At 54.9% G+C, this 22,537-nt stretch carries 11 protein-coding genes and 2 pseudogenes; 1 reads left to right on the plus strand and 12 read right to left on the minus strand.

The genetic code is table 11. The features are described from left to right. Nucleotides 1–1,265: 1,265 nt before the first annotated feature. The 9 genes and pseudogenes from rpoC to ACFWUL_RS08850 form a co-directional block, all read right to left on the minus strand. The gene (gene rpoC, locus ACFWUL_RS08810; protein ID WP_416177022.1) at nt 1,266–5,432 is read right to left on the minus strand and encodes a DNA-directed RNA polymerase subunit beta'; all 4,167 of its coding nucleotides are present in this window, start codon (nt 5,430–5,432) and stop codon (nt 1,266–1,268) included. Nucleotides 5,433–5,455: 23 nt separating this feature from the next. Continuing rightward, entirely contained in the window at nt 5,456–9,280 is a 3,825-nt protein-coding gene (rpoB, locus tag ACFWUL_RS08815; protein WP_297021768.1) for a DNA-directed RNA polymerase subunit beta, read from the minus strand. Nucleotides 9,281–9,681: 401 nt separating this feature from the next. Continuing rightward, entirely contained in the window at nt 9,682–10,350 is a 669-nt protein-coding gene (gene recO, locus ACFWUL_RS08820) for a DNA repair protein RecO (RefSeq protein WP_297021765.1), read from the minus strand. Further along, nucleotides 10,347–11,606, minus strand: coding sequence for a hemolysin family protein (locus tag ACFWUL_RS08825; protein WP_416177023.1), 1,260 nt, complete (start codon nt 11,604–11,606; stop codon nt 10,347–10,349). Before ACFWUL_RS08825 ends, recO begins: the two co-directional genes overlap by 4 nt. A gap of 1,086 nt (nt 11,607–12,692) precedes the next feature. Next, nucleotides 12,693–13,598 carry a GTPase Era gene (era, locus tag ACFWUL_RS08830; RefSeq protein WP_416177024.1) on the minus strand — a complete coding sequence of 302 codons (906 nt, stop codon included), beginning with the start codon at nt 13,596–13,598 and terminating at the stop codon, nt 12,693–12,695. A gap of 437 nt (nt 13,599–14,035) precedes the next feature. Continuing rightward, the gene (locus tag ACFWUL_RS08835) at nt 14,036–14,440 is read right to left on the minus strand and encodes a cytidine deaminase (RefSeq protein ID WP_416177025.1); all 405 of its coding nucleotides are present in this window, start codon (nt 14,438–14,440) and stop codon (nt 14,036–14,038) included. Beyond that, on the minus strand, nt 14,430–14,924 hold the full coding sequence (ybeY, locus tag ACFWUL_RS08840) for an rRNA maturation RNase YbeY (RefSeq protein WP_297021752.1): 495 nt from the start codon (nt 14,922–14,924) through the stop codon (nt 14,430–14,432). Before ybeY ends, ACFWUL_RS08835 begins: the two co-directional genes overlap by 11 nt. Beyond that, a pseudogene (locus ACFWUL_RS08845) lies at nt 14,908–15,911 on the minus strand (PhoH family protein). Before ACFWUL_RS08845 ends, ybeY begins: the two are co-directional and overlap by 17 nt. Nucleotides 15,912–15,939: 28 nt before the next feature. After that, a pseudogene (locus ACFWUL_RS08850) lies at nt 15,940–16,897 on the minus strand (TIGR01212 family radical SAM protein). Nucleotides 16,898–17,308: 411 nt separating this feature from the next. On the opposite strand from ACFWUL_RS08850, the gene nadE reads away from it, so the two are divergent. Then, nucleotides 17,309–19,189: an NAD(+) synthase gene (nadE, locus tag ACFWUL_RS08855; protein WP_416177026.1), complete on the plus strand. Its 1,881-nt coding sequence runs from the start codon at nt 17,309–17,311 to the stop codon at nt 19,187–19,189. Between the two features lie 92 nt (nt 19,190–19,281). Here the strand turns inward: nadE and ACFWUL_RS08860 are convergent, their stop codons facing one another. The 3 genes from ACFWUL_RS08860 to ACFWUL_RS08870 all read right to left on the minus strand — a co-directional run bounded on the left by ACFWUL_RS08860 (nt 19,282) and on the right by ACFWUL_RS08870 (nt 22,328). Further along, nucleotides 19,282–20,004, minus strand: coding sequence for a class I SAM-dependent methyltransferase (locus ACFWUL_RS08860; RefSeq protein WP_297021746.1), 723 nt, complete (start codon nt 20,002–20,004; stop codon nt 19,282–19,284). Between the two features lie 135 nt (nt 20,005–20,139). After that, nucleotides 20,140–20,421, minus strand: coding sequence for a glutaredoxin family protein (locus ACFWUL_RS08865; protein ID WP_297021744.1), 282 nt, complete (start codon nt 20,419–20,421; stop codon nt 20,140–20,142). A 389-nt stretch (nt 20,422–20,810) separates the two neighbouring features. Then, nucleotides 20,811–22,328, minus strand: coding sequence for a DEAD/DEAH box helicase (locus ACFWUL_RS08870; RefSeq protein ID WP_297021741.1), 1,518 nt, complete (start codon nt 22,326–22,328; stop codon nt 20,811–20,813). Between the last annotated feature and the right edge of the window lie 209 nt (nt 22,329–22,537).

Consider the following 22,537-nt stretch of genomic DNA (forward strand, 5'->3'; position numbering starts at 1 on the left):
TAAAAATTCCTTCGTTGTTTTCTATTATTGTAGAGGGAACATGGAAATTTCTCAAGTGAAAGCTTTAGGGAAGCGCTGATTAATTCGCAGAGTCAGATTTCATAAGGATTTTTATGCACTGCTTCGTCATAACTCTCCTTAAATAGCTCGCTATTTGCGTCGAGTTATTCCTCGCATTGCATAAAAATCCAAGAATGAAATCTGACAACGATTTAATCAGTGCTTCCCTAGGAATGTGTGATCGGCTTCGCCGGGCTGCGACCTGGCGGCCGAGGCTAAGGTTCCGCTAGGGCTTAAGGAAGAAGATGGATTTTGGCCGGGGATCCCTACAGCACGGCTATCAGCGACTCACGAATGATTTGCGCGTTGCTGCGTTTCTTCGCCACGGCTGTCACTGACTCACAACAATTTGAGCGTTGCTTTGCTCCTCCAAATTGTGTTCGCTAGTGCAACTCATGTTCGCTGCTGTGACTCCAGTTCGTCTGCTTTTCCCTCTAAAGAGGTAGAGTTTGGTGGCCAATCTAACCTCCCCCATCTATGGAGGCTGCTGACGAATGGGGAAATACTGAATAATTATTTCTCGTTATGCATTTCAATTTCGCCGTAAAGGATGATCAGGTGGCTTTGCCACCCAATACACCCCCTTGCCCGCTTCGCGGGACTTCCCACACAGGGAAGCGTGTCACTGGATTCTCAGTCGCCTACGGCTCCCTGCGAATCCAGTTCCCTTGCCACCCCGGAGGGGGCAGCAAGTTTCTTGGCTCCCCCTCCGGGGTGGCAGCGAACACGATTTGAAGGAGCGTAGCGACGCACAAATCGTCGTGAGTCGCTTTCCCGTAGGGTGAGCTGGCGCCGTAGGCGACTGAGGGGGTGCATTTCTAAATGTATGCATTTGTATAGTTATACGGCAGAGATGGTATTTGTCAGCAGCCCCATCTATGGGGGAGGTGGCGCCGCAGCGGGCGGTGCAGAGCTCCCGCTAAAGTCGCTCCTGCATGTTTTCCACGAATAACCCGCTCCTTACGCGGCGAACCCACCCACCGCTGGCGCGGTCCCCCCTCCCTTGCGAGCAAGGGAGGGTTATTCCTTTTTGTGGCTTCACCGCTAATCACCACAGTCACCTTAGATCCTCGCCGCAGGCTGACCGGCTTTCCTAACTGCTAGCAGCTAGAAGCTAGAAGCCCCATGCTGGTGACTCCAACCGCCTGCCTCGAAATCCCCACGTAAAAACAGCCCCCAATGGGAGCTGTTTTTATATGCTGCGATTATTCCGCTTTTTCTACAGGAGCCGGTGTTTCCGCTTCCGGAGCTGCCGGCGGTTCTGCGCTGTGAACCACTTTCAGCCTGCGGTAACGGGACATGCCGGTGCCGGCCGGAATGAGTTTGCCGATGATGACATTTTCCTTCAGGCCCAGCAGCGGATCTTCCTTGCCCTTGATGGCTGCTTCCGTGAGGGCCCTTGTGGTTTCCTGGAAGGATGCAGCGGAGAGGAAGGAGTCCGTAGCGAGGGCTGCCTTCGTGGTGCCGAGGAGCAGGTTTTCGCCAACCGCTTTCTTCCTGCCTTCGTCGTCGAGACGTTCATTGGTGCCGCGGTAAGCAACGATATCCACCGTTTCTCCCGGGAGCCAGCCGGAGTCGCCGGGATCGATGATCTTGATCTTGCGGAGCATCTGGTGAACGATGATTTCAATGTGTTTATCATTGATTTCAACGCCCTGGCTGCGGTATACCTTCTGGACTTCCTTGACGATGTAGTTCTGGGTAGCCTGTACGCCGAGAACTGCCAGGATGTCGTGGGGGTTGATGTTACCTTCGAAAAGACGGGTGCCCGCTTCGATGTGCTGTCCGTCTACAACGGAAATCTTCTTGGCCACCGGAATCTTTTCGCTTTCCGTCTCATTGTCATTGGTAATGGTAATGACCTTGACGTTCGGGTTGTCTTCTGCCGTGGTAATGGCTACGGTGCCGGCAATCCGGGAAATGATGGCATTGCCCTTCGGTTTGCGGGCTTCGAACAATTCTTCGACACGGGGAAGACCCTGTGTAATATCTTCGGCCGATGCAACGCCGCCGGTATGGAATGTACGCATGGTGAGCTGGGTGCCCGGTTCGCCGATGGACTGGGCTGCAATGATACCTACGGCTTCACCGATTTCTACGTGACGGCCGGTGGCCAGGTTACGGCCATAGCACTTGGCGCATACGCCGTGGGCGGAGCGGCAGGTGAGGATGGAACGGACCTTCAGCTTGTCATAGTACTTTTCAATTTCTGCGGCCTGGTCATCGCTGATTTCTTCATTCTTCTTCGCAATGACTTCGCCGGTCTTCGGGTTCACCACATCTTCCAGCGGGCAGCGGCCGGCAATGCGGTCTGCCAGGGATTCGATGGGCTGTCCGTTTTCTTCGATCTTGCTGACTTCTACCCCTTCCATCTCGTCCATGCGGACTTTGATGACCGGGATATCGTGGGCGAGGATAGTCTCCGTGGTTTCCGCGTTGATTTCCGTGCCTGCCGGGAGGATGAGATTGCCCTTGCGGTCATACACATCTTCTTCCAGTTTCTTGCCGGCGAAGTGGACAGTGAGATGGTGTCTCATGGCCCGGTTGTATTCCTTCACCGCATCGGCAGTGCCCAGGTTGAAAGTCTTCTGCTGTTCTGCTTCTTCCCCTTCTGCGGAAGGAATGATGACCTTCACTTCTTCCACCAGGTGGTGGTTCAGGAGGGTAATATCGTCGGCGTTCAGGGTCTTGCCCTTCACCAGGAGAATATCCCCGTTCCGACGGTCAAGTACATCTTCATCCAGCACAGCACCGAGGAGTGTCTTCTTCAGGCCCATGATCCGGTTCTTTACTTCCGGCTGGGAAGCGATGATGCTCTGTTCCCTGTCGAAATTCAGGACCTGTACGTCGCAGTCTTCTTCGCGGACGATGACGTCCTGGGAAACGTCGACCAGACGGCGGGTCAGGTAGCCGGAGTCTGCCGTACGGAGAGCCGTATCGGCCAGGCCTTTACGGGCGCCGTGGGAGGAGGTGAAGTAATCGAGGACCGTCAAGCCTTCGCGGAAGTTTGCCTTAACCGGCAGTTCTACGGTCTTACCGGATGTATCGGCGATGAGGCCGCGCATGCCGGCCAGCTGGCGGATCTGGTTATCATTACCACGGGCGCCGGACTGGGCCATCATGGTCAGCGGGTTGAACTTCACCATGGAACTCTTCATGGCAGCGCCCACTTCATCGGTCTTCTTACTCCATACATCGACGACCCTTCTGTACCGTTCATCGTCGGTCATGAGGCCGCGGCGGAAGAACCGTTTGATCTGTTCTACCTTAGCGTCCCCGTCGGCCAGGATCTTATCCTTTTCCGGCGGTACGGCTACATCGTAAATGCCGATGGAAATACCGGAAACCAGGGCGTAATGGAAGCCCAGGGCCTTCACGGAGTCCAGGAGGTCCCCGGTAGCTTTGAAGCCCAGCTTCTTGAAGCAGTCGTTTACGAGCTTGCCCATCTGCTTCTTGCCGATGGTGATGCCGAGGCCGTTGTTTACGACTTCGTAGGTCTTGCCATCTTCGCCCACTCTCTTTTCGTGGCGCTTGTAGAAGAACCGCAGTTCCCGCGGAATGGCGTAGTTGAAAATCAAACGGCCCGGGGTGGTGATAACAAGGTCCTTGTCGTCATCGTTAAATCCATCGGGACGGTCTTCCTTCGGAATCCGTACTTTGATGAAATCATGAATCCGCACTTCATGGAGCGCGTAGGCCAGCATCACTTCATCGTAGCCGGTGTAGGCATGGAGATGGGATGTATCCATTTCATCTTCCGCCTTTTTCCATTCCTTCATGGGGTCGAACTTCGCATTGGGGTTAGCCGCTTTTTCTTCCGGTGTGAAATCGACTTTCGCATCGTTGGCGGTATTCACAATGGTGAGGTAGTAGGATCCGAGGATCATATCCTGGGAAGGAATAGCTACCGGTTTCCCATCCTTTGTGGAAAGGATGTTGTTAATGGAAAGCATGAGGGTTCTTGCTTCTGCCTGTGCTTCCACGGACAGCGGCAGGTGGCAGGCCATCTGGTCCCCATCGAAGTCGGCGTTGTAGCCCGGGCATACGAGAGGATGCAGCTTGATGGCACGGCCTTCCCAGAGGATCGGTTCGAAGGCCTGGATGCCGAGGCGGTGCAGCGTAGGCGCACGGTTCAAGAGTACCGGATGTTCCTTGATCACGTCTCCCAGTACATCCCACACTTCCGGAGCCAGCTTGTCCACTTTCTTACGAGCAGCTTTGAGGTTGTTGGCTACGCCTCTCTTGATGAGCTCATGCATAATGAAGGGCTTGAACAGTTCGATAGCCATTTCCTTCGGCAGGCCGCACTGGTACATTTTCAGTTCAGGACCTACGACGATTACGGAACGGCCGGAATAGTCGACACGTTTACCGAGGAGGTTCTGGCGGAAACGGCCCTGCTTGCCTTTCAGCATGTCGGACAGGGATTTCAGGGGACGGTTGCCGGGGCCGGACACAGCCCTGCCGCGGCGGCCGTTATCGATGAGCGCATCCACCGCTTCCTGGAGCATACGCTTTTCGTTGCGGATAATGATTTCCGGAGCCCCCAGTTCCATCAGTCTCTTCAGACGGTTATTTCTGTTGATGACCCTTCTGTACAGGTCGTTCAGGTCGGAGGTGGCGAAACGGCCGCCATCCAGCTGCACCATAGGACGGAGATCCGGCGGGATAACCGGAAGAACGGTGAGGATCATCCATTCCGGCTTGTTTCCGGAATGAAGGAATGCTTCCACCTCTTCCAGCCGGCGGATGCAGCGGACCTTACGCTGGCCGCTGCCTTCGGCGATTTCCTTCTTCAGGGCTGCTTCCAGCTTCGGCAGGTCCAGTTCCTTCAGCAGTTTCTGGATAGCCTCTGCCCCCATCTGGGCCTTGAAGGAGCCCTTGCCGTACTTGGCAACGGCTTCCTGGTATTCCTGCTCGCTCATGACCTGTTTTTTCAGGAGGTCCGTGGAGCCCGGATCCAGGACGATGTAGGCTGCGAAATAGAGGACCCGTTCCAGCTGGCGGGGAGAAATTTCAAGAATCAGGCCGATACGGGACGGGGTGCCCTTGAAATACCAGATATGGGATACCGGGCAGGCCAGGGCAATATGGCCCATCCGTTCACGGCGTACCTTGGAGCTGGTAACTTCGACGCCGCACTTGTCGCAGATGGTGCCTCTGTACCGCATCTTCTTGTACTTGCCGCATTTGCATTCCCAGTCTTTTGTCGGTCCGAAAATCTTTTCGCAGAAAAGGCCATCGGTTTCCGCCTTCAGTGTCCTGTAGTTGATGGTTTCCGGCTTCGTCACTTCACCGTGAGACCATTCCAGGATCTTTTCCGGAGAGGCGATGCCGATTTTCATGGAATCAAATTCGTTTACATCTAACAATTGAGCAGTTCTCCTTTCCGGACTTATTCATCCTGGCCATTGCTGTCGTCAGTATGGCCCATTTCATCGTTCATATTCGCTTCGTTGAAGCCGGCTTCCTCATTTTCGGGAGCATTGGCTTCCGCTTCCAGGGTATCGTTGAAGGAGGCTACATCGTTGCCTGCGGCCGTTTCACCGCCGTTCATGGATGTTTCCATGGCATTTCTGGAGTCCGTCACTGCGGAGTCCCCTTCCATGGCTTCCTTCACTTCCCGATGCCAGTGATCTCCGCCGTAGCCCTGTTCCAGGTCGCTTTCATCCAGTTCCTTCAGGACCACTTCATCCCCGTTTTCATTGAGGATACGGACATCGAGGCCGATGGACTGCAGTTCCTTCATGAGGACCTTGAAGGATTCCGGAACGCCGGGGCTCGGAATGTTTTCGCCTTTGACGATCTTTTCGTAAGCCTTCACACGGCCGATGACATCATCGGACTTCACGGTCAGGATTTCCTGCAGGGTGTAAGCGGCACCGTAAGCTTCCAGTGCCCAGACTTCCATTTCGCCGAAACGCTGGCCGCCGAACTGTGCCTTGCCGCCCAGAGGCTGCTGGGTAACGAGGGAGTATGGGCCGGTGGAGCGGGCATGGATCTTATCATCAACCAGATGATGGAGTTTCAGCATGTATTTCCAGCCGATGGTGACCTGGTTGTCCAGCTTTTCGCCGGTACGGCCATCATAGAGGTCGGTCTTTGCATTAGCCGGGAGCCCTGCTGCCTTCAGTGTTGCAGCCAGGTCTTCATCCCGGCAGCCGTCGAATACGGGGGTGGCGATGTGGATGCCGGACTCCGTAGGTTCAGGCATGCCGTACCGGTCGAAATCGTAGCCGCATTCTTTGAGCCGATCTCTCATATCTTTATATTCCTTGGAATCTTCGCCCTTAGCCATGGCATCCCGGATTTCTTCACCCAGCATGTGGCAGGCCCAGGACAGATGGATTTCCAGGATCTGGCCGATATTCATTCGGGACGGTACGCCCAGGGGGTTCAGTACCAGGTCCACCGGACGGCCATCGGGGGTAAAGGGCATATCTTCTACCGGGAGAATCCGGGAGCATACGCACTTGTTGCCGTGACGGCCGGCCATCTTATCCCCTTCACGGATCTTACGTTTCTGGGCAATGTAGACACGGACCAGCTTATTCACGCCCGGTGCCAGTTCGTCCCCGTTTTCACGGGTAAATACTTTGACATCTACTACCTTGCCGAATTCACCATGGGGCACCCGGAGGGATGTATCTCTTACTTCCCGTTCCTTGTCGCCGAAGATAGCGCGGAGGAGCCGTTCTTCCGGTGTCAGTTCGGTTTCACCCTTCGGGGTTACCTTGCCGACGAGAATATCTCCCGGACGGACGTCGGCGCCTACCATGATGATGCCGTTTTCGTCCAGGTATTTCACAGCGTCTTCGGAAACCGAAGAGAGCTGTCTTGTAATTTCTTCTTCACCCAGTTTTGTATCCCGGGCATCGCATTCGTATTCTTCAATGTGGATGGAAGTGTACAGGTCATCCTTGCAGAGCCGTTCAGAAATGAGGACGGCGTCTTCGTGGTTGTACCCTTCCCAGGATACGAAGGCAACGAGCACGTTGTGACCGAGGGCCAGTTCGCCCTGGTCCGTAGCCATGCCGTCAGCCAGGGTATCACCCTTTTCTACCCGTTCCCCTTTGAATACGGTGGGGCGCTGGTTGATACAGGTGGACTGGTTGGAACGCATGAACTTAATGAGGTCATAGGTATCCAATTCCCCATTGTCCGCGCGGACAATGATCTGCCGGCCGGTGACCCGCTCTACGGTGCCGCCCCTCTTGGCAAGGATGCAGACGCCGGAGTCCTGGCCCGCTACCCATTCCATGCCGGTGCCTACGAGAGGCGCTTCCGGACGGAGCAGCGGCACAGCCTGGCGCTGCATGTTGGCGCCCATGAGGGCACGATTCGTATCATCGTGTTCCAGGAATGGAATAAGGGATGTACCGATGGACACCACCTGCTTCGGCGATACGTCCATGAGGTCCACTTCTTCCGGTTCCGCTTCCAGCACATCCGGGCCCCGGCGGCTGGCTACGTTCTTATGGATGAAATGGCCATCGTCATCCAGCGGTTCCGAAGCCTGGGCAATGATCTTGTCTTCTTCGATATCCGCGGTGACGTACTTCGTTTCGTTGGTTACGTGGTATTCTTTGGTGCCGTCAGGATTGACGCTCTTCTCAATCAGCCGGTACGGGGTCTCGATGAGGCCGTACTTGTTGATGATACCGTAGTTGGAAAGGGAGGAAATCAGGCCGATGTTCGGACCTTCAGGGGTTTCTACCGGGCACATGCGGCCGTAGTGGGAATAATGAACATCCCGGACTTCGAACCCTGCCCGTTCACGGGACAGGCCTCCGGGGCCCAGGGCGGACAGACGGCGCTTATGGGTCAGTTCAGCCAGCGGGTTTGTCTGGTCCATGAACTGGGACAGCTGGGAAGATCCGAAGAATTCCTTGATTGCTGCCACCACCGGGCGGATATTAACGAGAGCCTGCGGGGTCATCTTGTCCTGGTCCTGGGTGGTCATCCGTTCACGGACAACCCTTTCCATACGGGTGAGACCGATGCGGAACTGGTTCTGCAGCAGTTCCCCAACACAGCGGACGCGGCGGTTGCCCAGATGGTCGATATCATCGCTCCTGCCGTAGCCCTGCATCATGTTCAGCAGGTAATCGATGCAGGCGATAATGTCGCACCGTTCCAGGATGCGGTAATTGTCTTCCCGGTTGCCGGAAGAGCAGATTACCTTGACCGGTGTACCGTCGTCCTTCTGGGTCATCACTTCCACCTGGTCGAAGGAGGAGAATACGCCGCTTTCTTCGATCTTGGCAATGGCTTCATCGTCGATGATGCTGTTCGCTTCGATCACCACTTCGCCGGTTTCCTTATTGACAATCGGTTCTTCGGTCCTGTGGCCCCGGAGACGGTTCTTCCAGGCCAGCTTCTTGTTGATCTTGTACCGGCCTACCTTAGCCAGGTCATAGCGCCGGGGATCGTAGAAGAAATTATTCAGGAGCGTGGTACCGGACTCTTCCGTTGCCGGTTCGCCAGGACGCAGCTTGTGGTAAATTTCGATGAGCGCAGATTTGCGGTCTGTGGTGTTATCCTTTTCCAGGGTCTTTTCAATGTGGATATCGTGGTCGAAAAGTTCCAGGATATCGTCATTGGAAGAGTACCCCAGGGCACGGACGAGGACGGTCACCGGCATCTTGCGGTTCCGGTCGATACGGACGGAAATGGAGCCTGTGGGATCCGATTCCAGTTCGATCCAGGCGCCCCGGTTCGGAATGAGCTGGGCACTGTAGATTTCCTTATCGAATGCGTCCCGTTCTTTCTTGTAGTACACGCCGGGAGAACGGACCAGCTGGGATACGATGACACGTTCAGCGCCGTTGATGATAAACGTGCCGGTGTCCGTCATAATCGGGAAATCTCCCATGAACAGGTCATGTTCCTTCAGTTCCCCGGTTTCCTTGTTTTCCAGCCGTGTCTTCACGTAGAGAGGTGCAGAATAGTTGACATCCTTCGCCTTGCACTGCTCAATGTTGTACTTGCCCTTGCCGAAATAATAGTCCCCGAAGTGCAGCGCCCACTTGTGCGCACTGTCCTCAATAGGGGAAATATCTGCAAATACATCCTTCAGCCCTTCGTCGCAGAACCACTTGTAGGAGCGGGTCTGCAAGTCGAGCAAATGCGGCATTTTCAGGACTTCCTGTGACCTGGCGTAAGTATATCTCTTCTTCTTACCGACCTGCACGGGCCTGAACATCTTGCTTTTGGGCATTCCTCGCCTCACCCTTTCATTCAAAACCACAAGACCTTCCCGAAAAAAGGAAGCAAGGATCATATACCCTTGCTCTTCTCTTTTCTTTCAAGTCTTTATCAATACCTATATAAATATAAATAAAAAAGGAACGGTTGCAAAAATAAATTTTACTACAAATCGATTATGATTGCAACTGAATTCCTTTCCTTACCATGAAGAATTATTCAATACCAGCATCAATAAATTTTCTCTTATAAAATTTTTATTCGAACATATAGAAGTATTCTTGCGTCAAAAATTTCTCTTGATTTTTTACCTCTTTTTGTTCCAGCACATTTTATCACCGACCTGGTGAAAAAGCAAGGAAGATATCAGTAAAACCGGCAACATAAAAAAGGATGCCCCATTACGGCATCCTTTTAGGTTTCCCCTGTTTCCAGGGCCCTTGTAAATGTACCTTTTGTATTCATCCTGATATCGCAGACGTCCTGGAGGAACCTGTCCAGGTAACCTGCGGCTTCCAGAAAGTTTCTTTTTCCTATGGTCCCTTGAAAAGGACCCCGCCAGCGATAGTCCCGAAAGGCAGTGAGGAGTTTTGCGGTGTCTCCGGTGATATGGTACTGTTCCACTGCCTCCGGAGCGGCGGCGTCGAAGCCGGAGAGGGCCAGCACCTGGACCGAGGCGATGAAGGTGACGGCTATGCTGTTTCTCGTGCGGCCTGCCTTCCCCACTTCCAGGAGGGTATCGTAGACCCCGTCGTCCTTGACGCCCGGAGGAAAGAGCTTTTCCGTGAGCTCTATGAGGTAGAACCAGTAGGCCATGTCTTCATAGGATAGCTTCATCATGTCGAAGAGGAGCTCCCCTTCGTACTGCCGTATCACTGCGTATTCCGGAAAGAGGGCTGCGGTGTAGCGGATATGGGCGAAGGGGGCGGTGAGGCCGGTGCCGGAGCCGGCCAGGGCGGCCCTTGGGATGAAGGCCTTAAGGAGGCCCCTGGAGGCGGTGAAGAGGGTAAGGGCCTTCCCCCCTTCCTTCCCTTTGGTGCTGTGGAGCACGATGGCCTCGCCGGTCCGAAGCTGCCCATTCATTTTTCCGTCTCCTTTTCAGGGGCTTTGGCGGAAGGTGTCATGCGCTCCGCCTTCACCCGCATAATGCGGAATCCGTCCATCCGGAGCACCGAGAACCGCCACCCCGAGAAATCTACGTGGTCCCCGACCTTGGGGATCCGTTCCAGATGGGAGAATACGAAGCCTCCAATGGTGGCATTGCCGTCTTCCCCGTCCAGGTCGATTTCCAGACGGTCTGATACGTCGTCCAGGATGACGGTGCCGTCGAATTCATAGGTGCCGTCTTTGCGGCGGACGATTTCATAGGGCGTGGTATCCACGGCCTGGGGGATTTCACCGATGAGTTCTTCTACGAGGTCCTCCAGGGTGACGAGGCCCGATGTGCCGCCGTATTCATCCACCACCACGGCCAGGTAAATGCGGCGGTTTCTCATGAGCTGCAGGAGGGATGGTGCCGGCATGACTTCCGGCACCGTCAGGATTTCCCGGATAATCTTTTTCACGTTGCTTTCTCCGTGGAGGAGGCTTTCCATGAAGTCCTTCACGTGGATAAAGCCCAGGATCTGGTCCTTGTCATCGATGCAGACGGGGTAGCAGGTGTGGTGGGCTTTGGAAATGGTGCGGCGCATGGTGTCTATGTCGTCGTTGAAGTCGAGGACCACCATGTTATTCCGGGGAATCATGACGTCCCGCACCATGAGGTCGAAGAAGTCGAAGGAATTCTTGATCAGCGTATTTTCCAGGGCATTCAGCCGGCCGCTGCGGCTGCTTTCTTCCACGATGCACCGGATCTCATCTTCGGTGTAGGTGAAGTTCACTTCGTTCCGGAAGGGGATCTTCTTCAGCCGGAAAATGCGGCGCACCAGGAAGAGGCCCACCTGCACCAGGGGACGGAAGAGGTGGCGGTTCCAGTGAACCACCCATCGGTGGGACGCCAGTACCGGGAGAGGCTCCACCAGGGCATGGGTGCCGGGATAGAGAATGGTCACCACCCAATAGGCGCCGACCAGGATAATGGCCGCCACCGCCAGCACCAGGTCCAATACCCAGTCCCAGTCTGCCCCCACCAGGGGAGAGAGGATGTGGTGGGCCGAAAGGATCATGGTGAGAAGGCTGATGGCAAAGATGCCGCAGTAAATGACAAAGGCCACCTGGGTGCCTCCCAGGATCTGGCTGGTTCTCTGGTAAAAGGGAGCCACCTTTTTAATCAGCTCCGGATCCTGTTCATCGTTGTCTTCGATGTACTTCTTCCGCATCCGGGCGAAAGAAAAGTTCACCAGGGTATTCTTATAGTTAAAAAACGAAGCAGCCAGGGCAGCCACAATGGACAGGGCCAGCCACTGTATATCGGTACTGATAAGTCATTCCTCCTTGTGTGCTATGGGACACATGTGTAATGGGTATGCCGGACCGGGCCGGTAAGATGGAAATGGAGATGGAGATTGAGATCGAGATTGAGATGGAGGTTGAGGTCGAGGGGATTCGCCTGCGGCACATCCGTCCCGCCTATACCTATCAATCCATTCTGTTGTTTGCCGCGGACCTTCTCTTTAGAGTCTGCGCAAATTCTGTATTTAACAGCAGGCCCTGCCGCCTTCGGCGGCCACCCCTCCACCGCTTCGCGGTCCCCCTCCCCTCTAAAGAGGGGAGGTTAACAGCCGGATCGGACGAGATCGAGACCGAGGTCGAGGGAATTTGCCTGTGGCACATCCGTCCCGCCTATACCCATAAATCTATTCTGGTGTTTGCGGCGGACCTTCTCTTTAGAGTCTGCGCAAATTCTGTATTTAACAGCAGGCCCTGCCGCCTTCGGCGGCCACCCCTCCACCGCTTCGCGGTCCCCCTCCCCTCTAAAGAGGGGAGGTTAACAGCCGGATCGGACGAGATCGAGACCGAGGTCGAGGGAATTTGCCTGCGGCACATCCGTCCCGCCCATACCTATCAATCCATTCTGGTGTTTGCGGCGGACCTTCTCTTTAGAGTCTGCGCAAATTCTGTATTTAACAGCAGGGCCTGCCGCCTTCGGCGGCCACCCCTCCACCGCTTCGCGGTCCCCCTCCTCTCTAAAGAGGGGAGGTTAACAGCCGGATCGGACGAGATCGAGACCGAGGTCGAGGGAATTTGCCTGCGGCACATCCGTCCCGCCTATACCCATCGATCTATTCTGTGGTTTGCCGCGGACCTTCTCTTTAGAAGCAGTGCAAATTTTGTATTTAACAGCAGGGCCTGCCGCCTTCGGCGGCCACCCCTCCACCGCTTCGCGGTCCCCCTCCCCTCTAAAGAGGGGAGGAACAGCTGCGGCGGCGCCGGGGAATCTCAATTCTTCCTTTTTCGCCGCAAGCTGGTCACGGCGAGATGGGGACTCACTTATGTTCCTTATATCCCAGTTCTCTCAGGATGTAGTCGTTGTTTTTCCAGTCCTTCGCCACTTTGACCCAGAGGTCCAGGAACACCGGGGCGCCGATGAGGTTCTGGATTTCTTCCCTGGCCTCCTGGCCCGCCGCTTTCAGGACGCTTCCTTTTTTGCCGATGATGATGCGCTTCTGGGATTCCCGTTCCACGTAAATGGTGCAGCGGATGCAGACTTTCCCGTTTTCCCGTTCCGAGAATTCTTCGGTGTACACGCCGATGGCATGGGGCACTTCGTCCCGGGTACGGATGAGGAGCTTTTCCCTCACGATTTCCTGGACAATATTCCGTTCCGGCTGGTCCGTCACCATGTCGTCGGGAAAATATTTCGGCCCCTCCGGCAGATACTTCACGATGCACTTCATGAGCTCATCCAGGTTTTCCCCGGTCTTTGCGGAGAGGGGGATGATTTCTGCGAAGTTGTAGATCTTGCTGTACTGGATAATCTTCTTCAGCACCTGGTCCTTCGGAATCAGGTCGGTCTTCGACAGGGCCAGGATTACCGGCACTTTCCGGTCCTTCAGGAGGGAAAGGATGTACCGGTCTCCCGCCCCAAGGGGATCATCGCAGGCGCAGAGGAAAACGATGAGGTCCACCTCGTCCAGTGCGTCTATGGTGCTCTGTCGGATGGCTTCTCCCAGTTTGCTCTGGGGCTTGTGCATGCCCGGAGTATCGAGGAACACCACCTGGGAATTGTCTCCGTTCCACACGCCGGTGATCTTGTTTCTCGTGGTCTGGGCGTGGGAGGAAACGATGGAAATCTTTTCCCCCAGGAGGGCGTTCATGAGGGTCGATTTTCCTACATTCGGCCGGCCCACCAGGGCGGCAAAGCCGGAATAAAATTTCTTGTCTTCTGTCATAGGGACTCCTGTATGTATAAATCAAAGATGTATCTCAAGCATATTTGGGAATCGTGAAGGGCCATATAACTGTAGTTCAAAAATAGATTTGAGAATTGAGTGAAGAGAGTTGAGGTTCCGCCGCTTCGCTGCAAAGACTGGTCAAGTGGCGCGGTTTTCATAAGCCATTCTACGTCCCTTCTAAAAGGGACGATTGGCACATTGATTCTACCTCCCCCATCTATGGGGGAAAAGCAAGCGAACGGGGCTCGCAGGGAGCCGAAGGCGACTGAGAGCCCCGTGAGACGCTTTCCCAGCGAAGTCGGGTGTGGGCGCCGAAGGCGACGGAGGGGGCTCTCGCTAAAGTGGCTCTGACCGTTCCCTGCTGCTATCCCAGCCGCTGGTTGGTCTGATGTCTGAAGTCTGGCTGTCTGATATCTCCCTCCCGGTGGGACCAATTACTTTTTCTTTAGTTCATTCGCCGTGAAGGCCGCCGGAAAGATTTCTTCCAGTGTATAGGTGCGGTAATCGTCTTCCGATTTTCCGCAGATAATGAGGGGCACGTGAAATTCCGCCAGCACCTGGCGGCATATACCGCAGGGCATGGTGTAGTCTTCGGGGCTTCCGACGATGGCGATGGCCCGGAATTTCCGCTTCCCATCGGCAATGGCGCTGCCCAGGGCATTCCGCTCTGCGCAGAGGGAGGCAGGGTAGGATACATTTTCCATGTTGCACCCGGTGTAAATGCTGCCATCCTCTGCCAGCAGGGCCGCTCCTACGGGGTATAAAGAGTAGGGGGAGTAGCTGTTTTTCCTTACCTCCAGGGCTTTTACGAGAAGCGGGCGGATGTCTTTACTGTCCATTTTCTTCGGCTTCCAGTTTCCCTTCCGTCACAATCCGGGAAAGGCCGCAGGCGCCGAGGATATCTTCTTCCGCCTTCCGCATGGCCTTCTTTTCTTCCGGGTCATAGTGGTCGTATCCCAGGATATGGAGAAATCCGTGAACCGAGAGGTAGGCCATTTCCCTTTCCTTGCTGTGGCCGAATTCCTTTGCCTGTTCCACGGCCCGGTCCAGGTTGATCACGATGTCTCCCAGTGCCTTTTCTTCTTCCGGCACATCGTCTTCCCCTTCGTTCAGGGCAAAGGAGAGGACATCCGTGGGAGCATCCACGTTCCGGTAATCCCGGTTCAGTTCATGGATGGTATCGGCATCGCAGATGAGCACGCTGATTTCCGCATCCTCCGGCACCTTTTGGAGCTCTGCTCCCTTGGAAAGGACCATATGGATCAGTTTTTCCAGGTCTTCGCTGTAAAATTTCATGTCGCTGTAATTAATTGTGATTTCCATGGTCACTGCCTCCGTTTTTTACATGTTTTTTGCATCCTCTTCATAGGCATGGATGATGGCGGCCACCAGGTCGTGCCGCACCACATCGTCTTCGCTGAAATGGACATGGCCGATGTCCTTTACGTTCTTCAATACCCGCTCCGCATCGATGAGCCCGCTTTTCACGTGAGGCGGCAGGTCGATCTGGGTGACGTCGCCGTTCACCACCATTTTGGACCGGAACCCGAGGCGGGTCAGAAACATTTTGATCTGCTCCACCGTGGTGTTCTGGGCTTCATCGAGGATGACGAAGGATTTCTCCAATGTCCGTCCCCGCATGTAGGCCAGGGGAGCCACTTCGATCTGTCCCTTCTGCTGGAGCCGGAGGAATTCTTCGGGCCCGAACATGGCCAGGAGTCCGTCAAAGAGGGGGCGCAGGTAGGGATTCACCTTTTCCTGCATGTCCCCGGGGAGGAACCCCAGTTTTTCCCCGGCCTCCACTGCCGGACGGACCAGGATAATCCGCTGGACATCGTGGTTTTTCAGGGCAAACGCCGCCAGCGCCACGGCCAGGTAGGTCTTCCCCGTACCGGCAGGGCCGATGCCGAAGGTAATGGAGTTTCGGCGGATGGTGTCTACATAGAGTTTCTGGCCCAGGGTCCTGGGGCGGATGGGGGCGCCGTTCTTCGTGAAGTTGATAATATCCCCTTCCAGGTCCTCCAGCACCTGGTCTTTCCCTTCATCCAGAAGGGTCATGACCAGCTGCACCTGCCGCTGGGACAGGCGGATCTGCTCGTGTACCATGTGGCGAAGGTGCTCCACCACCCGCACCGCTTTTTTGACCGCTTCCTCTTCCCCTTTGATGCGGATCAGGTTGCCCCGTCCGGAAACATCGATGCCGTACCTTTCTCCAATGACCGAAAGATAGGAACTGTCCCTTTCAAAAAGATGGGCCGCTTCCTGCTGGTCCCTGATGACGATTTCTTCTATCCGTTCCGTAGTCGTTATCCTTTCTGTAATTCATCCATGAAACCATTCATGGCTCTTCTATCAAATGACGGACTGCCTTTCCATCGAGGTAATCGCAGAGGCAGCCCTGGGTCACATTTCTTTCTTCCATGAGCCGGTCTATCCGGTCCTTCACTTCCCACCAGGGGGAACCGCCGTTCACGGAGAGCGTATTTGTGCCGGATGCCCGGCCTACGATCCGCTGCACCACAATGTCTTTACGAAGGTAGGCGAGAAAAAGGATGGCCCGCTCCATGTATTCTTCCATGGACAGGAGCTTCACCTCTCCCTTTTCATACATATCGGCCAGGGCCGTTCCCTTCACGATGTACAGGGAATGGAGCTTCACCTCCGTCACCGGAAGGACGGAAATGATTTTTGCCGTTTCCACCACGTCCATCCGGTCATCCCAGGGCAGGTCCGCTATCACATGGGTGCACTGGCCGAATCCGTACCGGCCAATGCGGAGTGCGCCGTCGATGTACTCCGCCAGCGTGTGGCACCGGTTCAGGACGGACAGGGTATGGACATTGCTGCTCTGGAGACCCAGCTCCAGGGTCACATCCTTCCCGTACCGGGAAGCGCAGTCCTTTAGTATGTCCAGGTACCTTTCATGGATGCAGTCAGGCCGGGTGGATACGTCCACCCCCCACCACGGCGGGATGGGCCATGGCTTCTTCCACCCACCTCCGGAAATCGGCGGGCCTGGCATAGGTATTGGTAAAATTCAGGAAATAGGCGATAAACTTCTTCGCCTTGTACTTCGGTCCCACGTGGGCCATACTCCGATTGAGCTGGCTGGTAATGTCCATGCCCACGGCCTTCGTTTCATAGTCGGCGCCAATGGAGCCGCAGAAGATGCAGGCCTTTGACGACAGGGTGCCATCCCGGTTCGGACAGGTCACGGGAAGGGAAACGGGGATCTTGTACACCTTTTCCCCGTATTTCTTTTTCAGGTAGTCAGAATAATTCCGATAACGTTCCATAGTTCTCCTATTGCATGCAGTGAACAGTTATTCAATTTAATTATATACCATGAAATCCATTCATAAAAGGAAAAACTACGCCCATGGACCGGCGGCCGGCATGCTTAAGGGGACAGCCGCTTCGCGGCGGATTGACATGCTGACGGATAGGGTCACCGGCACGGGGCTTCCAGCTTTTAGCTGCCAGCTTCCAGGAAAGATTTACGCCTGCGGCGCCCCCCTGACGTTTCCATCACGTCATTCGTGCCGCAGGCGTAACGCTTTTCCAGCAACCAGGAGAACCGCAGGAATGACTCTCCCCGCAAACGCCGTATTCCACCAGCTCACTGAAACCGGGCAAGAACATAATCGCTTTACACTTTTCCCCGCTCCCATTACAATGGAGAAAATGACAGGAAAAGAGGAATTGCCATGATACGAATAGCCACTGCCCAATTGGATGTGATTCCCGGCAACATCCGGGAGAACTGGAACCGCATAGACCGGGAAATCGCCTGGGCCCGGTCCCAGGGGGCGGATATGCTGGTGCTCCCGGAAATGTGCCTCACCGGGTATCTCATCGGAGACCTGTGGGACCAGAATGCTTTTCTCCGGGAATGTGAATCCTATAACCGGAAAATAGCGGCTGCCGCCAGGGATCTCATCATTGTATGGGGCAGCTGCGCCGTGGACTGGTCGAAGACCAATGACGACGGCAGGCCCCGGAAATACAATGCCGCCTTTGCTGCCGCCCATGGCCATTTCCTCTGCCCCGAAAACAGCAGCCGTCCTTTTGCCATAAAGACGCTCCTTCCGAACTACCGCTGCTTCGATGACCGCCGGTACTTCACGTCCCTTCTCCAGGTGGCCCTGGAAGAAGGGAAAAATCCAAAAGACCTGCTGTCCCCCTTCCTCCTTCCCCTGAAAGAGGGCACTCTCCGGACCGGCATCGTCCTCTGCGAAGACAGCTGGGATGAGAATTACCATTTTTCTCCCATGGAAATACTGGCAGCCAAAGGGGTGTCCCTGTTCCTCAACCTGTCCGCTTCCCCCTTTACCCTCGGGAAAAATGATAAACGGCACCGCATGCTCCACGAATCCCTGTCCCGGCTCCATGTGCCCATGATTTACGTGAACCGGAGGGGCCTGGAGAATAACGGGAAAACCTGCTATACCTATGACGGCATGACCGCTTCCTACGGCAGGGACGGAAACCTTCTCGCCGAAGCCCGGCCCTACGAAGATCCCCATTCCCTTTTCTCCTTTTCCTCTGAATCCGGCCGTCCGGAAAGCGTTTCCCCCATGGTTCCCTGCAAAGAAGACATGCTCCTTCCCGCCCTCCGCTACGGAGTCCGGAAATTTCTGGAAAGCATCGGCCAGAGCCGTGTAGTCATCGGTATTTCCGGGGGTATCGATTCCGCCGTGAACGCCGCCCTGTACCGCTCCATCCTCCCGCCGGAAAACGTACTCCTTGTGAATACGCCGACCCGGTTCAATTCCGAACTGACCCGGGACCTGGCGGGAAAGCTGGCGGAAAACCTGGGGTGCGCCTACCACGTCATTCCCATCGGCCATTTCATCGATGAGACCGCAGAATCCCTGGAAGCCCTCCCCCTCATGGATGGCGACATCCATCTGACAGGATTCATGAAAGAAAATATGCAGGCCCGGGACCGGAGCAGCCGGATCCTGGCAGCTCTGTCCGCTGGCTTCGGCGGTATTTTCACCTGTAACGCCAATAAAACGGAAATGACCATCGGCTACGGCACCCTCTACGGGGACCTGGCCGGCGCCCTGGCGGCGACGGCGGACCTGTGGAAATACCAGGTCTACCGGCTGGGAAGGGACCTGAACAAATGGTATGGGAAAGAAATCATTCCGGAAGGCATCTTCACCGTAAAGCCCAGCGCCGAGCTCTCCGAGAACCAGGACGTCACAAAGGGTCTTGGGGATCCCCTCATCTATGAATACCACGACTACCTCCTGAAAAGTTTCGTGGAACCCTGGCAGCGGAATACGCCGGAAGAAATTCTCTCCTGGTACATGGACGGAACCCTGGAAGACCATATCGGCTGCCAGGTAAAGGTGAAGTCCCTCTTCCCCAGTCCCTCCGATTTCATCAGGGACCTGGAAAAATGGTGGCACCTTTTTGCGGGCTTCGCCGTGGCCAAGCGCATCCAGACGCCGCCGCTCATCGCCATCAGCCGCCGCCCCTTCGGCTACGACCTCAGGGAATCCCAGGTAGCCCCCTACTATACGGACCGGTATCTGGAAATGAAGGAATGTCTCCTCCATGGAGCCAAAACCAATTAAAATACCAGATAACAGCAGCCATATCATTCAATAAATGGCAAAAGCACCGATGAATTCGCAAGTCCCATTTCATCAGTGCTTTTTTCTATCCTTTATCTTTTCACTCCCCGAAGGCAGAACAGGGGCACCGGATCATACTGCCACTCTGTAGACCGATGGACTGCCTGCCTGATATCCTCTTCCACCGTACACCGGCAGAATCCAATCTTCTGCAGCATGCCCAGGTCCCAAAGGGGTCTCCGGTGGGTGCTGATGCGGATAGAATCTTTCAGCTCTTCACAGGTTGCAATGAGAGACGCATCCACGCCATGATGGGCATTTTTCGCCATGGCCGCAGCATCCCTGAAATCCAGGGGACCGTAGTCGGAGTCAAAATTAAGGAGAACCCCTCCCTTTTTAAGCACCCTGTACCAGGACCGGTAGGCTTTGGGAACATCGGGAAGATTCCAGGTCACATTTCTGGAAATGACGGCATCAAAGCTTTCCGCTTCAAAGGGAAGGTCCATCACATCGCCCCGGATGAAATGGATCGCCACATCCGCCCTTTGGGCATTTTTTTGCGCTTCTTCCAGCATGGAAGAGGAAAAATCCAGCGCCGTCACATCTGCCCCTGCCCCGGCCAGGACGATGGCCAGAAAGGCCGGGCCTGTGCCGGCGTCCAGTACTGTAAGATGATCCCCCTTCGGAAGCCTGTCCAACAGAAATTTCCGCCAGCACAATGCGTCACCACTCTCCAGCTCTTTCTGCCTGAGGGCACTGTAGGCCCGGCTCCGACGGTCCCAGTAATTCCTGTTCTTCTTTTCGAAATCCTCCATAGGTCTCCCTTCTTTTGTCTGCCATTTCTAATCCCTGATTTCAGATTAAATTTCCATGCAGTCACAGGCAGCAGGTCTATGCAAAAAAGACTCTGAAAAAGCTCATCTGCCTTTTCAGGGTCCTTTTATCTGTTTTTATTTCAATGCTTCATCAAAGGCCTTTACCACTGCCGCCTTAATGGTATCATAGTCCATGCCCGGCTTTGCTTCAAACTGCTTTTTCCCGTCAATGAAAAGGCTGGGTACATAGTAATAGTCTTTTCCATAGGGTTTTGCCAGTTCCGGCTGGGTGGTTTCATCGATTTCTTCTACGGGAACGGATTTATATTTTTCTTCTCCATGCAGTTCTTCGATTGCCTTTCTGGCCTTGGCGCAGTAGGGGCATCCGGGGATCTTTATCATAATAATCTTTTTCATAGGATTTCCTCCTTTAATTAATATATTTATATCTCTAGATGTATTGTACTATTTATGATGGATTTTAGCAAGACGATCTGCCAATTTCAGTAAGATGTTGGGTTTGGCGGTTAGTATGCTTGCGTGTAGAATCACTCACACGGGGCTGCTAGCTTCTAGCGGCTAGCTGTTAGAAAGGCTGATCCGCCTGCGGCGCTTTCTTTCCGTTATTTCCGCCAGTCATTCGTGCCGTAGGCTGTAGAGCTTTCCTGGTTGCTAGCCGCTAGTAGCTAGAAGCCCCCGCGCGAATGACTCTATCCATCGGCCCCCTCAACAGCTCTACAAACCGCAATTTGACAAGCTATGCATCCATTATAAAAGTGCAGGAACTCATTCCTGCACTTTTTCAATCAGTCTTCCTTGAAGTAGGGCTTGAAATTGGATTCATGAATATTCTTATCCCCATTACCTCTCGGTTTCCGGTTTCTGTTGTCAAAACGACGGGACCGTTTGCCATCGAAATGGCGGCCCCCTTCGTCCTTATTGAACCGGCGTCTTGGCCGGTCCCCGTCGAAGTGGCGGCGCTGGCCGTTCCTGCGGCGCTTGAAGTTCGGCAGTTCTTCCGTAATCTTTACCGGTGTCACGTCGGGCTGCTTGGTCAGAAGCTTAATGGCCGCTGCTACCAGGGAGACGGAGTCCACATCGTTCAGGAGATCCTCCGCGCTTTCCCTGTAATCTTCGAGGCCTCCGCCCTGGGCGGTATCGGAAAGGCTTTCAATGGCTGCCTTCTGGTTTCCTTCGATGACTTCGGACAGGGTCGGTACAGCCCGCCTCTTGATACGGCGGCGGATGACCCGTTCAATATCCCGGAGCTGTCCCATTTCCCGGGAAATGACGAAGGTGGTGGCAAGGCCCGTCTTCCCTGCACGGCCGGTACGGCCTACCCGGTGTACATAGATTTCCGGGTCCTGGGGCATATCGAAGTTGTATACATGGGTGACGCCAGAAATATCGAGGCCCCTGGCTGCCACGTCCGTAGCCACCAGGATATCAATGGTCCCTTCTTTGAACTGGCGCACCACGGTATCTCTCTTCGGCTGGGACAGGTCGCCATGAAGTCCTTCCGCCATGTATCCTCTCTTCTTCAGGGCCTCCGTCACTTCGTCGCAGCGCCGTTTCGTGCGGACGAAAACGATGGCCAGTTCCGGGTCCTGCATATCCAGGAGACGGCAGAGGGCGTCAAACTTCTGCCGGTCCGGCAGTTCGATATATTCCTGCTCAATGAGGTCGATGGTCACGGTGGCCGCTTTGATCTTCACCAGTTCCGGATCCTTCAGGAACGTTTCCGCCAGTTCCCGGATAGGTTCGGGCATGGTGGCGGAGAAGAACATGGTCTGCCGTTCTTCCGGAATGGCCGCCAGGATGGTGCGGATATCATCGATGAATCCCATATCCACCATTTCATCCCCTTCATCGAGGACGAGAATCTGCACATGGGACAGGTCAATGGTGCCCCGCTTCATGTGGTCCATGAGCCGGCCCGGTGTGGCTACGATGATGTTCGGATGTTTCCGGAGTGCCTTGAACTGGCGCTCAATGTCCTGGCCCCCGTAAATGGGCAGTGCATGGACCGGAAGGTACTGGGCCAGATGGTTGATTTCTTCGGCAGACTGGATGGCCAGTTCCCGGGTCGGGGAAAGAACCACTGCCTGGGGTCCCGGCTTGGATGTATCAATCCGTTCCAGGATGGGAATACCAAAGGCTGCGGTCTTCCCGGTCCCCGTCTGGGCCTGGCCGATGAGGTCCTTCCCGGCCATTGCTACCGGAATCGATGCCTTCTGGATGGGCGTGGGTTCTTCGAATCCCATATCCTCCACGGCCTTCAGTATTTCCGGCACAACTCCCAGTTCGTTAAAAGTTTCGTACATGTTTCCTCCTGTATGCGTTCATGGGTACGCGGGGCTTTCCCCCTCTGAAAAGCAGGCATAATAATAAAATTCCTATGCACCACGTGCATCTTCCCGGTACTCGCCGGGGCATTAAAAAAGAGAACGCCACAAGCGCCTCTCCCATGATTCAAGATCTATGATTGTCCGTTCTCGCTGGATGCCTGCATATTGTTTTTATTATACCATAC

This window comes from Dialister sp. (genome assembly GCF_047832375.1).
Classification (GTDB): Bacteria; Bacillota; Negativicutes; order Veillonellales; family Dialisteraceae; genus Dialister.